Here is a 15114-nt window from a genome sequence, read left to right on the forward strand (position 1 = left end):
CAGCAATGGTCGATAATCAAATGCAGGAGCGAACGCAGTATTTGAGTTTCGTTCTTGATAGTGAATTGTATGCGTTGGACATTGCCAAGGTCCGGGAAGTTCTTGAATTTCAGAGAGTGACCCGCATTCCCAACGCTCCTGCCTTCATGAGTGGGGTGATCAACCTGCGGGGCCACGCCGTCCCTGTGGTGGACCTGCGGCTCAAGTTCGATATGGAAGCCACGGTGCGCACGGTGGACACCTGTGTGATCATCGTTGTTGTCGTCATGGATGGAGAGGAAGTGGTGTTGGGAGCACTGGCGGATTCGGTGCGCGAAGTGGTCGAATTGACGGATGATGAAGTCAAGTCGGCACCGAAGTTGGGCACCGGCATCAACGCCGAGTTTATTCAGGGCATGGCCCGTCAGGATGATCGCTTCATGATGATTCTGGAGATTGATCGCGTGTTTTCGGCCAGCGAATTGGCCATTGTTCAGGCCAAGGGCGGGATGTCTGGGGATGATCCCGAGGCCTGATGCCCATCTCTATCGACAAGAAAAGGCCGCTGTCCTCATGGATGGCGGCCTTTTAATGCTTCTAGCAGTCGGGGTCAGTGAGTGGTTTGTTCGGCCTTCTTGAGCAGCTTCACGATCTCCAGGGGTTCTCCCCGTGACGGATCTCGCTCCAGGGCCAGGGCATCAGTGGGGCAGGCATTGACGCAGATGCCACAGCCCATGCATTGAGCCGGGTCCAGGCGGGTTAAGCCATCCTTGGTTGTCAGGGCGTGGAATTGGCACTTTTGGGCGCAGACGCCACACCCCTTGCAGAGTTCTTCGTCTATCACGGCGACATACCCCGAAGAACAGAGCATTGGGATGCCGTTGCGTTGAGCCTGCATAGCGCCGCAGCAACAGTCGCAGCAATTGCAGATGGCGTAGAACCTCTCCAGAATGGCTTCCTTGAAAAAGGCGTGGTGCACATGTCCGCGCTTGTCTTCTTCTTCCAGAATTCGCACGGCCTCATCCTGATCAATCAAGCGAGCCTTGTCGGCATGGTGCTCAAGCATGAAGCTGGCAAAGGGCTCGCCTACAATGAGACAGACGTCCAGCGGTTCGCAGGGGTTTTCCTGTGCGCTTCTGCATGGGCATTTCAGAAGTACGATCCGTTCCGGGTTCTTGAGAATGATGGAGCGGGCTTTCTTGTAAGGGATGATCCGCTCCAGGTCTGGGATTTCGATGTCCCGCTTGATGCTGATGAGCTGTTTGATTTCTTCCAGGGGCATGGCCTTGCCATGATAGGAGTCGGCCCAGGAGACTGTGTCTGAATCCTTGTCTGGATGTGGATAGGTGGGATAGATTTTGGTCGCCAAGTTGGCCAGTGGCTCGAACAGCTTCTGCATGGGGTGCCGGCCAATTCCCACCGAGATGTAGAAATAGGTCCAGCGACCATAGATGTAGCCGTGCAGTTTTTCCAGCCAGGAGTATCCGGGGATACGTTCGGCTTCTTTGATGAAAGCGACGGTGGAGCGTCGAGCCGGGAGTTTTTCGAGAAGAGCTGACAGTTTCATCATGTGCCATTCTCCATGCATGATGCCGTGGTTGTCAGTCCCGATAGGGGCCTGGTTCAGGCAGCCTCGGTGCCCAACTCAACTTGCTGCTTCACGAATCCGTGCCAATAGCGAGGCCAGGGATTTGCGTTTGGCTTCGGGCAGAGCGGAACCCACGTCCTGAAGTGCTGCGAAGAATTCCGGGGCCAATTGCAGTAGGTGTTCGCGCCCGATTCGTTTGAGGTGCACGGTGATTTTGCGGCGGTCGTGCTTGTCGGCACGGCGCTCTACAAATTCTTTTTGCTCCAACCCATCGAGCAGGCCAGTCATGGTGGCTCTGGTCACACCAGCGCTGCTGGCCAATTCCGACGGGGTCAGGCTCCAGTCCGATGCCGTGAGCAACAGGGCCAGCACCGTGAATCGCCCTTCGGAAATCTGATCACGGAAGAACTTTTCGTGCAGATGCATGCGCATGGCTGCGGCAGTCTGGAGGATATCCAGCCCGGTGGCTACGGCGGATTCATCCTGATTATCCAAGCGTTTGGTCAGGGCCAGAAGTGCTTCGTATTTCGGTGTGTTGGATTGTATTCCCATGGGTGACTCCTTGTTGTTAACTGTCCTTATTGTAAGGGGGCAAATTATTAAGGTCAAGGGAAGGCCCTGACAAACAAATCCTGTGACGTCTTCAGTGGTGCAAAATAATGGGAAAACAGTTGTCCTTGAGAGCTGAAAAGATATACATTCTAGAGGACTAATATCTGATGCCATACCACGCGCATGGCGGAATACTGGCCGGGTTCGAAACCGGCACAACCCATAGAACGGAGGAGCGGGTATGTCCGATCCCTCGAACAGATCAAATGAAGCAATTCCTGATGCCGATCAAATTCTTGGAGAGGTTCGCGACAGTTTGTCCTCGGCGGCCAACCAGATGGTGCCCTGGTTCTATCGCGAGATGCCGGAATATTATTTTCGGACGCATGATCGGGTGGAACAGGTCGCCCATTTGCACGCACTTGTTTCGGGGCAGGCTACAGCCGAAGGGCATGTGCTGTCCCTGAAGAGCCCCTGTGGAACCAAGGTGACGTACATTTCTCCGGGTGGTGGCATGGATGCTCTGAACGGTGTTATCGCTCAGTTGAGCCACGAATCCATTCTGAACGCCAGAATGTACGCCAGCCATGACCGGCAACTCCGGCTGGATTCCTTTATTCTTGATCCTCAGGGAAGAGTGGATCGAGAGAGTGTGAATTTTCATCATGCCGTGGAGCAGACCAGAGCCAGCGGGCTGCTGTCCGTAGAAGACGTTGAGGAATTCGGTGAGTTTCTGGCAACTGCCACTGGCGACTGCGTGGACAAGTTCGAGATTGAAAGGGCGGTGCGCCATTTCGAAATCTATCGCCGCATCAAGAACTCCGATCGGGTCCATGTGAGCCTGGAGAAGGATATCTACCCTGGTTTGTGTCGGATCATCGTTTCCATGATGAATCCGCCCAGCCATGGGGCATTGTTGACCATGAATCGGATTTTGGGCCGGTCTGGTGCGGAAGTGGAACGGGCCTATCTGGATGTTTACGATACTCCGGGCCAGGCGTTGGGAATCATGAGCTTTTATGTCACCCAGGAAGGCTTCACTGCGTTGGGAGATGCCACGCGTTGGGCTGCCCTTGCCGGAGAGTTGCAGGCCGTGAAGTGGTTTGCCTCGGGCCATACCTTGGAGACATTTGCCGATGAGGAAGGCATGAGCGTGCACCAGGTCATGTTCCTTATGGCCGCTGCCGAGTTTGCGCATCAGTTCCTGCTCAAAAAGGATCCTTATGCGTATACTTCGGCAAACATCGTTCATGCCGTACTGACCAACCGCAAGGCTGCTTGGGCCGTGCTGAAGTATTTTGAAGCACGTTTTGACCCTGACGATTCAGACAGAGAAGGAACTTCGCGCCAACTCCTGGAGCAATGCCGTCAACTGCGGCAATCCATGGGTGACGATATTGTTGCCGATACCTTCGCGGCCATGGAAACCTTCGTCAGCCACACGCTGCGAACTAATTACTATATTGCCAACCGTTTTGGGCTGTCGTTCCGCATGGATCCCATGGTGCTGGATCATTTGCCCCGCAAGCAGGGGTTGCGTCAGGACAGCAACAGCCGTCCCTATGGGTTCTTCTTTTTCCAAGGGGCACATTTTCAGGGGTTCCATGTGCGCTATCGCGAGATGGCGCGTGGGGGTGTGCGGGTGGTGCCCACACGTACTCAGGAACAGTTCGAGTTGGAATCCAATCGCCTGTTTGATGAGGTCACGGCCCTGGCCCATTCGCAACAACACAAGAACAAGGATATTCCCGAAGGCGGTTCCAAGGCCGTCATTCTGCTCGGGCCGTTGGGAGACATCGATCTGGCCGTGAAGTCCATGACCAATTCGCTGTTGGATATCATTGTGTCTGATGGTGATAGCCCGACCCTGCCAAGGGTGGTGGATTATATCGGACACGAGGAGATCATCTACCTTGGACCGGACGAAAATATCACCACGGACCATATTCGTTGGATTGTGGCCCGTGCCGCCAAGCGCGGATACCGTTGGCCCTCGGCATACATGAGTTCCAAGCCGGAGACAGGGATCAACCACAAGGTCTATGGCGTCACGAGCCTGGGAGTGATGGTCTTTGCCGAAGAAATTCTGAAGCTGCTCGGCATTGATCCGTTCAAGGAGTCATTCAGCGTTAAGTTCACGGGCGGGACACGCGGGGACGTGGCCTCCAATGCCATGCGCATCCTGATCCGTGATTATGGCGAGAATGCACGTATTCTGGCGGCCACGGATGGACACGGGGCTCTCTATGACCCGGATGGTCTGGACCACGGGGAGCTTTTGCGCTTGTCCGATGCGGTGCTTGGAGTCTCCGAGTTCGATAAGTCCAAGCTCAAGGGGCAGGGGGCGTTTGTCGTCAGCACTGCCGATCCTGATGGCGCGCATCTGAGAGATACCCTGCATAACACCGTGCAGGCGGATCTGTTCATCCCCTCTGGGGGAAGACCGGATACCATCAACGAAAAGAATTGGCAGGAATTTCTGCTTGAGGATGGAACTCCATCGGCCAAGGCCATCGTGGAAGGGGCCAATATCTTCATTTCCGATCCGGCCAGGGACAGGCTCCAGGAAAAGGGTGTCCTGATTTTGCACGGAGCCTCTGCAAACAAGACGGGTGTGATTTGTTCCTCCTACGAGATCCTGGCAGGGCTTGCCATGAGCGAACAGGAGTTTCTGGCTGAAAAGGATGAGTATGTCTCCCAGGTTCTGGGTATCCTGCGGGAGCGGGCACGAGCCGAAGCGCGGTTGATCATTCGCGAGTACAAGTCCTGCGGCGGATGCCGACCCATGACCGAGATTTCCATGGATCTGTCCAAGGAGATCAATACACTGGCCGATCTGATCGACGTCGGCTTGAAGGAACGCTATCCCACTGCCCAGGCTCTGCGTGAGGATTCGGAACTGTACGCGTTGTTGTTGGCCTACTGCCCGAGATTGCTGGCGGAGCGCTATGCCGACAGGCTGATCGAGCGGGTGCCGTTATCCCATCTGCGGGCTCTGCTGGCGGCGTTCTCGGCCTCTCGCTCGGTGTATGCTGAAGGCATTGGCTGGTTGCGGGGGCTTACGGCCGTGCACGATGTGAACGAGGTTGTGCATGCCTACTTGCGTCAGGAAAAGCGCCTGGCCGGATACATCGAGGGATTGGTCAAAAGTGATGCTCCCGGTCGTGAGGAAATTTCCAGAATCCTGCTCGCCACGGGGCGCAAGTACCTGACGGGGCGTGATCTGGGAATGGAACCCGATTAGGAGCTGGCTTCAGATTCAATGTTCGTTCGGCTCACCATTGAACATTCAAGAAAGGCCCCCCGCAACGTCTGTTGCGGGGGGCTGTATTTATACGAGGAAGGCGCTTGACTGTTGGTGGAGCAGTTCGCGCTGCTGGGTGCCTGACGTCCATTACTGGAGCGTCAGGACCACGCCCATGGGGATCTGTTCGCCGTCCTTGGGGGTGGCCTCGCGCAGGAACACCCGCGCTGCATCCACTCCATTTCCAAGCAGCGCATCCTTGACCACAGAAGCCCGTTGCTTGGCCAACTCGAGGGCATCCTGATCCGTCGCTGCCACATGAGTGCGCAGCAACTGTTCCATTGTTTCAACTGGTTGGTCTTTCAGAAGGCCAAAGGCGTTGGTTTCCTTTTCGAATTCGGCTGCGGCATAGGCTTCCTCCAGATACTTCGGATAGTCCTCGTCACTGAGGACCACATCGTCCACACTGGCCGGAGCCTGCCCGTCTTCCTGAAGTTCGAGGAATTTTGGTGTCTTGATGGCTCGCTGAAACCAAAGCTCTGTCAGAGCCGCACGGTCCGCTGCCGGGGAGGTCGTTCCCGCTATCTGTAGCTTCAGTCGTGGGCGCTCATTCAGGGCCTTGGTGATGGATTCCAGCTTGTCCTGCGAGTCCGCTCCCAATGCTGATAATCCGGGAGCCATGGTCAGAGCACTCAAGTCCTCACCGCCACCGAACATACTGCCAATGAGTGCAAAAGGTGAGGTGACGGCCTTGAACAGCAGGTTCAGTACTGCCTTGAAGATGACGGGACCCAAATGGAATGTGGGGTCGTTCAGGTTGCCGCGCACGGGCACATCCAGTTGAACGTTGCCCGAGCGGTCAGCCAGCAGAGCCAAGGCCAGGGATAGCGGGATGCCCATGTCATCCGGGCTTTTCTGGTAGGTTCCCAGAGTGATGCTGCTTAGCTTGAATGTGTTGTCACTGGTGACCTCGGCGCCTTCAAGGATCGTGTTGATGTCCAGAGACAACTGGCCCGTAGCCAGCGAGTAGGACATGAACTTGGACGTATAGGGAGACAGGGCCGTCAGGCCCATGTTCGTCAGGGTCAGATGGAGCTTCGGATTCATGCCAAGGTCCGTTGGCGAGGCTGAACCCTCCAGAATCAGCGGCGCGCTGCCGTCCACGGTTCCAGTTAGAGTCAGGGTGGCTTGGGGCGCGCCGGGGGTGGTGGAGATGTTATCCAGCCTGCCAGTCAGATTGCCCAGGGACGTTGAATAGGGTGGAGAGATGCCTTCGTCACGGAAAGAGATGACGCCCTCTTGGATTTCCAGACTGCCGAGGCTGAACTTGGTTTCCATCTGGGTCAGGCTTTGTGCCTGCGCGTTGGCTGGTTCCTGAGCCACTTTTGATTCTTTGTCCTCGGCTTTCGGGGATTGTTCCTCAGGTTCCGCCTGGGTGGGTGCCTTTTCGGGCAGGGGCTCTCCCGTAGCAGCTGAGGCAATGCGCGCCAAGTTCGAGATGCCATCCGCATTGAGGGCGGCGGCCAGTTCCGGTCCCTGGATCAGGGTCCGTTTGACGGTCAGGGCTTTCTTTTCCGCATCGTAGGTGATGGGGGAAATGTCCAACTGCTTCAGGGAGAGTGCCGGGGTTGCGTCGCCGGGTGCCGCCACGGATAAATTGCTGAGTTGGAATTTGCCGAGGGTGACCTTGATCGGATCGGCCTCAAAGGCCAGCTCCGAGAGTGCAACGCCCTGGAGTGTACCGAATTGCCGGGCCGTTGCGGTTCCGCGCGCTGCGCTTAAGGAGGTGTCACTTACGGTGATTGCCTGAAGCGTGCCCTTGGCGTTCAGGGCATCGATGGTTCCCTCCGTCAATTGGAGGGACTTCACATGGGCCGTGGCCCCTTTGCCGTCCTTGCGGCGCAGTCCGATGTCTTCAAGGGTGACATTTGTCTTGTCCAGTTCCAGAGATGTCTCATCCCCTGCCTGGAGCCTGTAGTTCAGGGTTGCGCTGGCTGTGCAGGACAGAAGTTCGGCAGGCAGAGCGCTGGCGTAGTAGGGGGCCAGGGTTGTGGTGTCGATGCTCTGGGCGGACAGCGAGCCGGAGGAGTTCAGGGTGGCCAGATCAAAGATTCCATCGGCAGTGAGCTGTTGCGGCCCACCCAATGCCACATCGAGCTTGAACTTCGCATCGCCTCCAGAGCTGTCCAGGTCGTCAACTCCCAGGTTCACCGGTCCGATGGAGGAAGAGAATTCCCGGGCCTTGTCCTGGAACAGAACCGACCCCTCCTGGAGTTCCACCCGTTGGACAATAACGGTGAAATTGCCTTGGTCCTCGCCTTTGTCATTTGCAGGTGCCGCTTCCTGATCTTGTTCAGATGCGGGAGGCATCAGTCCCAACCAGTTGAGTGTCCCTTGCTCGTCAAGGACAATGGAGGTTTTCGGGCTGCTCAGGCGAACGAGGCTGAGCCTCAGCAGGCGTTGGCGCAGGCTCAGCCCGCTGATGTCCACTGCGAGTTCATCGAAGCTCAGAAGAGGTTGCTTTTCGAGCTGCAAGGCAACGCCATTGGCCTGGGCCTGCCCCATGATGGAGAGTTGGGGAACCACCGTGCCACGTTGCTGGAAAACCAGGGACAGGTCGCAGGAGAGGGTTCCTGATTGCAGGACCGCCTGCCTGGGCAGGGGGACATAGGCCCAGTATTGAGTCAAATCCAGCTTGTCGAGATTGAAATGAAATTCCGTGCGCAGAGTGTCCTCGAATGGGCGGGTCCGCCCCTCCAAAGCCAGGGGCGTTCCGTTGAGGTTCGCCCGCAGGTACGGTCGAACGTATTCACTCTTGTCGCTGGGCAGGGTGGATGTGAAGGGGATGGACAATTCAAGGTTTTCCACCTTGTGCTGTTTTCCCTTGGTCAGATCGTCAAAGACTATTGTGCCATTGGTGATGGAAAAGTTGCTGACTATGGCCGGGAACAGTCCGCCTCCATTTTCTGCCGGGGCTTCGGAACCGCCTTCGCCTCCGTTGAGCAGATCGGAGAAGTTGTACTGTCCATCTTTGCCTTGACTGATATGAACATAGGGCTGTTCCACAAGGACTTCATCCACCCCCACGGCAAGGCGGAACAGGTTCAGGAATCCGAGGTCCGTACGCAGGCGCTTCAGGGACACGAAGATTTCCTGTCCCTCAGGCTCCTGAACTTGAATGCCCTGCACTTCCAGCACGAGGGAAAACGGGTTGAAACGGACTTCTTCGATGCTGACATTGCGGTGCAGAGCTTCACTTAGGTTTGTCTGTCCCAACGATTTGGCCACTCGTGGAATGACGAAAAAGCCCAGTACCGTATACAGAGCGATGGCGACGATGATGACGATGAGCCAACTGATGATTTTTCCCCTGAGAGATTTTTCTCGGGTGGGCGCGGATGAGGGGGCCGTGTTTTCATCGTGGGGCATAATACTCTCCAGCAGCTGGTTGCAGTGATCGACCAAAGCATCTGTGAGAATACTGTATTTTGCTGGTCACGCAAAGCCTGAGATAAATCAACTGCGGACGATTATTGTTAGCGCAGTGGTTGCGGGGGCTTGTCCTGTTCGTCCGAAAGCGGGCTCAAAACACCGGTTCACGACCGGTGGGATTCGTGCTATGGGCGGCGTTGCCTCCGGGAAAACAGCCGGAGCAGTGTCGAGTATCGAGAACCAACCCAGTCACTCAACCGGTCAGGTCAATATCAGATGTTGCTCAACGAACACCAAAGCAAATTGCTTTTTGCCGAGGCGGGGATCAATGTTCCCGAGGGGATTCTGTTTTCGTCTCAAACTCTGGAAAACGTCCAGCCTTCCTTTCCTCTGCCGTGGTACCTGAAATCGCAGGTTTTGGCCGGAGGTCGAGGCAAGGCCGGTGGCATTCTGCGCATCGACAGCCGTGAGGATTTGGTCCCCCTGTCGAAAAAATTGTTCGGGATGACCATCAAGGGCAAGGACGTGCCTTTGTTGCGTCTGGAAAAGAGCACCGAGATCGTGCGCGAGTTCTATTGCTCGTTCACCGTTGCCCGCGAGTTGGCAAGCGTGGTGTTCACCGTGGGCCGCGAGGGTGGCATGGAGATCGAGAATCTGTCTCCGGACAATCTGCTGGTGCAGAAGATTCCCATGAGCTTGGGGCTGACCGAATACAACATGCGCGCCGCTTTCTTCCATCTGGGAATGGATGCCGAGTTCTGGTCGCACTTCCGCGAATTCGTGGGCAAGCTCTACGCTGCGGTCAGGGATTACGGATTGCTGCTGGCCGAGGTCAATCCCCTGGTGCTGACTGAGGAATCCTCCTGGGTGGCCCTTGATGGCAAGGTCGAGATCGATGACAACTTCTTGTTCCAGCATACCGATCTGGAACGCTTTTATACCCCTGAGCATGCCTCTCGTGAAGAGAATATCGCCCGCAAAGCCGGGTTGGCCTTCCATTCCTTGTCCGGGCGCATCGGCCTGATGGTCAATGGTGCGGGCCTAGCCATGGCAACCATGGATCTATTGAACAAGTCCGCCCTGCCTGCCGCCAACTTCATGGACCTGGGCGGCGCAGCGGATTTGGATCGTATGCGCACCGCCATGACCCTGCTCTTTGAGGATGACTCCGTGGAGGCCGTGCTGATCAACATCTTTGGTGGGGTCTTATCCTGCCGCAAGGTGGCATTGGCTTTGTATGAAGCGCTGGAAGGCCAGGCTCCGGCCAAGCCTTTGGTGGTTCGTCTTTCGGGTAACGAGGCTGAGGCCGGGCGTGAAATCCTGACGGATGTCAATTCGGACAAGCTGGTGATCGTCACCAATATGGCCGAGGCCATCGCAGCCCTGAAACGCATTGATGGTCAGCAGGCAGAAACGTGCAAGGCCTGCGAGGCCGTTTCTGTGGATTTGAAATTTGAGCCGCAGCCTTTGGGCGAAGGCCTGCCTTTCGAGAAGGACCTGCCCGTGCTGGTGCAGGGCATTACCGGCAAGACCGCTCAGCTGCATACCGGGCTGATGCAGGCCTATGGCACCAACATCGTGGCCGGTGTGACTCCGTTCAAGGGCGGACAGGAAGTGCAGGGCGTGCCCGTGTACAACTCCGTGCGCGAGGCCTGTGCCAAGCACGAGATCGGCGCCAGCATCATCTTTGTACCCGCGGCCTTTGCTCCGGCGGCTATTCTGGAAGCCGCTCACGCAGGTATCAAGTGGGTGGTCTGCATTACCGATGGCCTGTCCCAGCAGGATATGCTGTGGGTGCGCGAGCAGCTTGCACCTCTTGGCACTCGGCTGGTCGGACCCAACAACCCGGGGCTGATTGCTCCGGGCCGTACCAAGATTGGTATCATGCCGGACTATGCCTTTGCCCCCGGCCCGGTGGCTGTACTCAGCCGTAGTGGCACCCTGACCTATGAGGCTTCACGCCGCCTGTCCGATGCAGGCATCGGTCAGTCCCTGTGTGTTGGCATCGGTGGCGACCCGTTTGTGGGCACGTCGTTCATCGATCTGTTCGAACTGCTGCGCAATGACCCCAATACGCAAGCCGTGGTCATTCTGGGTGAGATTGGAGGCAGTGCCGAAGAGCAGTTGGCCGAGTACGTCAAGGAGACGGGCTTTACCAAACCGGTGGTGGGCTTCATCGCTGGGCAGACGGCCCCTCCGGGCAAGCGCCTGGGCCATGCCGGTGCCATTCTGGAATCCGGGCGTGGCATTGAGGACAAGCTTGAGGCCATGACCGGCGCTGGCTTTGCCCTGGCCAACAACCTGGACGAATTGCCCGGGCTGGTTGCCGAGGCCTTGAAGAAATAGGACTGATGTTTCGATTGTATTCATGATGAACGCAGGACTGCTGTCCTGTGAACACTTAATAGTAACGCCCCCGTCGATCATTGATCGACGGGGGCGTTTTTTGGAGACTATGATCCTGGGAGTGAAGTTACACTCCCTTCATTTGGCACTCCATCAGCTCATCGCGGATTATCCGATAGACATCCGCCAGCCGCAGTAAGCCTGTTATCTCGCCCTTGGCATCGTGCACAACCAGGTTGTGATGGCGGCCTGTGGCGAATTGATGCACCGCAAACGAAAGCGATTGGTCCTCGTGAACGAGCTCGGATTCATTCGGGGTGTCCATGATGTCGCCTACGATGATGCCGTCGGCCTGCTTGCAGAGGTTGACCAGACTGCTTTCCCATAATCCATATTGCAGGAAGATGGATTGCAATTGCTCCTGAGTCATTCCGAAGCGTGACATTTTAATAGGCTCGACCTGTGAGTATCGGGGTTCAAGCCCGGCAATGATGTCAAGCAGCGATAGTTTACCCACGCCCTGTCCGTTTTTGTCGACCACCAGCAGGGCTCGATATCGGAATTCGTCGGGTTCAAGATTTCGTTGAGCCCTGTCGAAGATATCAGCTGCTTCATAAATATTGGCGGTCTCCGGGATGGTTGTCAGCTGCTCTGTGGTCATCATGAAATCTCTGACCTTGAAATTCTTCATATCACTATCCTCAAAACTGGATTGTTTCGACAAGGGAGTTTCCAGATTTGAGAGTACCTTGTACCTCTGATTTTGGGAAGAGGTAGAGTGAAAGGTCATGGGAAAGATGGGGAAAGACGAAGGTTCCCATTGTATAGGCTTTGGAGCTGTGGGATAAAAAAAGGGCCGCCCAAAGGCGGCCCAGTGGTCTTATTTCTTTTTGGTGGCAGGCTTTTTCTTGGCTGCTGCTTTCTTTGTCTTGGTACTGGCGCTTGGTGCGTTGTCGATCATGTCCGCCCAGATGGCTGGCGGTTCTCCAAAGGCCTTCTTGGCATCGCGATAACCCATATTGAAGGCTTTCAAGTTGATGTCGACGATCTTTGCCGGCAGCGCATCTTCCAGACTCTTGCGCATGGCCGCGCGCTTGGCAAAGGGCAGCAGGAAGGTGCATGCACCAAGCACGATGGTGTTCATGGCCTGGACAAGTTTCAACCTGTCCATGGCGATTTCGGTAAAGGGCAGACCCAAGTATTGGTTGGTGGGGACCTGTTTGACCAGGGTCGTGTTCACCAACAGGATGCTACCGGGTTTCAGAAGCTGGAAGTACTTGTTGCAGGCCTCCTGCGACAAAGCCACCAACAGATCGATCTTGTCGGTTTTGGGATAGCTGATGGGTTGGGTGGAGATCACCAGGTCGGTGCGTGATGCGCCGCCGCGTGCCTCCGGGCCGTAGCTCTGGGTCTGAGCGACATTGAAGCCGTGCCCCAAGGCCAAGGCCTGGCCCATGATCTTGCCCAAGGTCAGCACGCCCTGCCCGCCAAGTCCGGACAGACAGATCTCAAAGCGTTGGATGTCCTTCATGGTTTAGGCCCCCCTCAGTTGTTTGCGCATGTTCTCGTAGCTGACTTCCAGCGGCGTTTCTTCACGCTCCTGGAAGACACCGATGGGGATGCGGTTGCCGCGTTTTTCAGGTGCCAGCTTGTTGTAGGCTTCCAGCGGCATGGCCGTGCTCTTGAGCCACTTGTACATTTCCACCGGGTTCTTGAACTTGTTCTTGCGGCCATACTGGGTGTGACACGGGGTGAGCACTTCCAGGAAGTTGAACCCGGGCTTTGTCAGGGTGTTGGTCATCAGCTTGTCCAGGGTCTTGACGTGGAAGGTCGTTCCGCGCGCCACGTGGTTGGCCCCGGCAGCGCTGGTGAGGTTTACCAGGTCAAAGGACTTTTCCATGGCTCCGTGCGGGGTGGTGGTGGACCAGTCGCCCTGCGGCGTGGTGGACGAGCATTGCCCGCCGGTCATGCCGTAGATGAAGTTGTTGAGTACCAGCACCGAGAGGCCGATGTTGCGGCGGGCGGCGTGGATGAAGTGGTTGCCGCCGATGGACAGCGCGTCGCCGTCTCCCATGATCACGATGACGTGCAACTTGGGATTGGCCATCTTGATGCCTGTGGCCATGGTCAGAGCGCGGCCATGTACGGCATGTACGGTATTGAAGTCGACGTAGACCGGGATGCGGCCCGAACAGCCGATGCCGGCGACCAGGACGACGTCGTCCTTGGGGATGCCCAGGGCGTGAACGCTGCGGATCAGGGAACCCAGGACGATGCCGTGGCCGCAACCGGGACAGAACACATGCGGGAACTTTTTATCGTGCCGCAGGTAGTTGTGGATGATTTGCGTAACTTCGGCCATGACTTTATCCCTTCCTCAGACTGTCGAGGATCTGTTTGGGGGTGATGATATGTCCGTCGATGCGGTTCAGGGTCTTGACCTTGCAGCGGCCATCGTTGACCCGTTTCACTTCGCGGGACATCTGCCCCATGTTCATCTCGGGCACCAGAATGGTCTTGCAGTTGCCGATGACCTTTTCCACTGCGCCGCGCGGGAATGGGAACAGTGTTTTCAGGTTCAGCAGACCTGCCTTGATGCCCAGTTCCCGGGCCTGGTCCACGGCCAGTTGTGCGCTACGTGCCACACTGCCGAAGGCCACCACCAGCATCTCGCAATCCTCGGCCCGGTGCTCGTCCACGATCTGGATATCGAAGAAGAACTGATCGATCTTGCGGAACTGGCGGGAAACAGCGGATTCGACCTCTTCGGGTTTGGAGGTCGGGAAGCCATGATCGTCGTGGGTCAAGCCGGTGTAGTGGAAACGGTAGCCTGCACCCAGAGGTGGCATGGGCGGTACGCCGCGCACGGTTTCCTCGAAGGGTTTGTACCATTCCGGTGGCATGGTCGGCTGCAGGCGCGAGAAGATTTCGATGTCATTGGGAGAGGGGATGGTAATCTTTTCGCGGGTATGGGCCGTGATTTCGTCCAGCAGCAGAATGACCGGGGTGCGGTATTTTTCTGCATAGTTGAAGGCTGTCACCGTCATTTGCAGACAGTCCTGCACGTCCGTGGCGGAGAGCACGATGATCGAATGATCGCCGTGAGTTCCCCAGCGGGCCTGCTGGACATCACCCTGAGCCGGGCTGGTGGGCAATCCCGTGCTGGGGCCACCGCGCATGACATTGACGATGACCAGTGGCACTTCGGTCATGCAGGCATAGCCGATGAGCTCCTGCATCAGGGAGAACCCCGGACCGGAGGTCGCCGTCATGGCTTTGCGGCCAGCCATGGATGCACCGATGATGGTGCCCATGGAAGCGATCTCATCTTCCATCTGGATGAAGACACCGTTTTCGGTCTTGGGCAGGCGGGCGGCCATGGCCTCCATGATCTCCGAAGATGGGGTAATGGGATATCCGCCGTAGAAGCTGCAGCCAGCAAGCAGTGCACCCTCGACAACAGCTTCCGCTCCGAGGGCGAAAATTTCCCTTGGGGTTTTACGCTTGGCAATCATGATTTTTTGCTCCCCTCGTTGGGTTCGCTCGAACCTTTGCTGTCCTTGGGGGTGATGACAATGGCGAAGTCCGGACAGTGGAGTTCGCAGAATCCGCAGTTGATACAGTCCTCTTCCCGGATGGCCTTGGCACAGCCTTCCACCGGGTCAAGCTCCAGGACCTTGCCAGGGCAAAAGGCCACACACAGCCCGCATCCCTTGCACCAGTCTGGATAGATTGTGATTTTTGTTTGTCCCTTCTGTACTTTCGCCATTGTACCTCTCGCTCCGTCAGGGCCGCCAGACATAGAAAAAGGGTAATCGCCCTGTGGCGGTTACCCTTGAAAACTTAATCTATGTTCTGAGGTCCCGTGTTGTCGCATCCGAGCAGTCCTCGGTGTTTTGGGTGACACTCCCATGTAACAAAGCCGATGAAGAAGGGATGTACCCCATAGTGATGCGCTATGGCAACAGCCCTT

Annotated in this window: 11 protein-coding genes; 3 read left to right on the plus strand and 8 right to left on the minus strand. The window is 56.6% G+C overall.

The features are described 5' to 3' along the window. The first annotated feature begins 5 nt into the window (after nucleotides 1–5). Nucleotides 6–515 carry a chemotaxis protein CheW gene (locus EL361_RS00825; protein WP_126375693.1) on the plus strand — a complete coding sequence of 170 codons (510 nt, stop codon included), beginning with the start codon at nucleotides 6–8 and terminating at the stop codon, nucleotides 513–515. Nucleotides 516–589: 74 nt separating this feature from the next. Here EL361_RS00825 and EL361_RS00830 read toward each other — a convergent pair whose 3' ends face one another. Next, on the minus strand, nucleotides 590–1549 hold the full coding sequence (locus EL361_RS00830) for a 4Fe-4S binding protein (protein WP_232034837.1): 960 nt from the start codon (nucleotides 1547–1549) through the stop codon (nucleotides 590–592). A gap of 75 nt (nucleotides 1550–1624) precedes the next feature. Beyond that, nucleotides 1625–2119, minus strand: coding sequence for a MarR family winged helix-turn-helix transcriptional regulator (locus EL361_RS00835; protein WP_172961571.1), 495 nt, complete (start codon nucleotides 2117–2119; stop codon nucleotides 1625–1627). Nucleotides 2120–2360: 241 nt separating this feature from the next. Here EL361_RS00835 and EL361_RS00840 point away from each other — a divergent pair, with 241 nt between their 5' ends. After that, on the plus strand, nucleotides 2361–5363 hold the full coding sequence (locus EL361_RS00840; protein ID WP_126375695.1) for an NAD-glutamate dehydrogenase domain-containing protein: 3003 nt from the start codon (nucleotides 2361–2363) through the stop codon (nucleotides 5361–5363). A gap of 150 nt (nucleotides 5364–5513) precedes the next feature. Here EL361_RS00840 and EL361_RS00845 read toward each other — a convergent pair whose 3' ends face one another. Continuing rightward, complete coding sequence (locus tag EL361_RS00845) at nucleotides 5514–8792, minus strand: DUF748 domain-containing protein (protein ID WP_126375696.1); 3279 nt, start codon at nucleotides 8790–8792, stop codon at nucleotides 5514–5516. Nucleotides 8793–9071: 279 nt separating this feature from the next. Between EL361_RS00845 and sucD the strand changes: the two genes are divergently transcribed. Continuing rightward, nucleotides 9072–11141: a succinate--CoA ligase subunit alpha gene (sucD, locus tag EL361_RS00850; protein ID WP_126375697.1), complete on the plus strand. Its 2070-nt coding sequence runs from the start codon at nucleotides 9072–9074 to the stop codon at nucleotides 11139–11141. 127 nt (nucleotides 11142–11268) lie between these two features. On the opposite strand, the gene EL361_RS00855 is transcribed toward sucD, so the two are convergent. From EL361_RS00855 to EL361_RS00875, 5 genes are all read right to left on the minus strand, one after another. Further along, entirely contained in the window at nucleotides 11269–11832 is a 564-nt protein-coding gene (locus tag EL361_RS00855) for a CBS domain-containing protein (RefSeq protein WP_172961572.1), read from the minus strand. 189 nt (nucleotides 11833–12021) lie between these two features. Continuing rightward, nucleotides 12022–12672, minus strand: a complete 651-nt coding sequence (locus EL361_RS00860; protein ID WP_126375699.1) for a 2-oxoacid:acceptor oxidoreductase family protein — start codon at nucleotides 12670–12672, stop codon at nucleotides 12022–12024. A 3-nt stretch (nucleotides 12673–12675) separates the two neighbouring features. Next, on the minus strand, nucleotides 12676–13503 hold the full coding sequence (locus EL361_RS00865) for a 2-oxoacid:ferredoxin oxidoreductase subunit beta (RefSeq protein ID WP_126375700.1): 828 nt from the start codon (nucleotides 13501–13503) through the stop codon (nucleotides 12676–12678). Between the two features lie 4 nt (nucleotides 13504–13507). Beyond that, nucleotides 13508–14656: a 2-oxoacid:acceptor oxidoreductase subunit alpha gene (locus EL361_RS00870; RefSeq protein WP_126375701.1), complete on the minus strand. Its 1149-nt coding sequence runs from the start codon at nucleotides 14654–14656 to the stop codon at nucleotides 13508–13510. Continuing rightward, nucleotides 14653–14910 carry a 4Fe-4S dicluster domain-containing protein gene (locus tag EL361_RS00875; protein WP_126375702.1) on the minus strand — a complete coding sequence of 86 codons (258 nt, stop codon included), beginning with the start codon at nucleotides 14908–14910 and terminating at the stop codon, nucleotides 14653–14655. The genes EL361_RS00870 and EL361_RS00875 overlap by 4 nt, the downstream gene beginning before the upstream one ends. Nucleotides 14911–15114 lie beyond the last annotated feature (204 nt).

Source organism: Desulfovibrio ferrophilus (assembly GCF_003966735.1).
Taxonomy (GTDB): Bacteria; Desulfobacterota; Desulfovibrionia; order Desulfovibrionales; family Desulfovibrionaceae; genus Desulfovibrio_Q; species Desulfovibrio_Q ferrophilus.

Excerpts from the sequence above, each read along its gene's own strand:
- EL361_RS00825 (WP_126375693.1), top strand. The coding sequence starts at position 6 with ATGGTCGATAATCAAATGCAGGAGCGAACGCAGTATTTGAGTTTCGTT.
- EL361_RS00830 (WP_232034837.1), bottom strand. The coding sequence starts at position 1,549 with ATGATGAAACTGTCAGCTCTTCTCGAAAAACTCCCGGCTCGACGCTCC.
- EL361_RS00835 (WP_172961571.1), bottom strand. The coding sequence starts at position 2,119 with ATGGGAATACAATCCAACACACCGAAATACGAAGCACTTCTGGCCCTG.
- EL361_RS00840 (WP_126375695.1), top strand. The coding sequence starts at position 2,361 with ATGTCCGATCCCTCGAACAGATCAAATGAAGCAATTCCTGATGCCGAT.
- EL361_RS00845 (WP_126375696.1), bottom strand. The coding sequence starts at position 8,792 with ATGCCCCACGATGAAAACACGGCCCCCTCATCCGCGCCCACCCGAGAA.
- sucD (WP_126375697.1), top strand. The coding sequence starts at position 9,072 with ATGTTGCTCAACGAACACCAAAGCAAATTGCTTTTTGCCGAGGCGGGG.
- EL361_RS00855 (WP_172961572.1), bottom strand. The coding sequence starts at position 11,832 with ATGAAGAATTTCAAGGTCAGAGATTTCATGATGACCACAGAGCAGCTG.
- EL361_RS00860 (WP_126375699.1), bottom strand. The coding sequence starts at position 12,672 with ATGAAGGACATCCAACGCTTTGAGATCTGTCTGTCCGGACTTGGCGGG.
- EL361_RS00865 (WP_126375700.1), bottom strand. The coding sequence starts at position 13,503 with ATGGCCGAAGTTACGCAAATCATCCACAACTACCTGCGGCACGATAAA.
- EL361_RS00870 (WP_126375701.1), bottom strand. The coding sequence starts at position 14,656 with ATGATTGCCAAGCGTAAAACCCCAAGGGAAATTTTCGCCCTCGGAGCG.
- EL361_RS00875 (WP_126375702.1), bottom strand. The coding sequence starts at position 14,910 with ATGGCGAAAGTACAGAAGGGACAAACAAAAATCACAATCTATCCAGAC.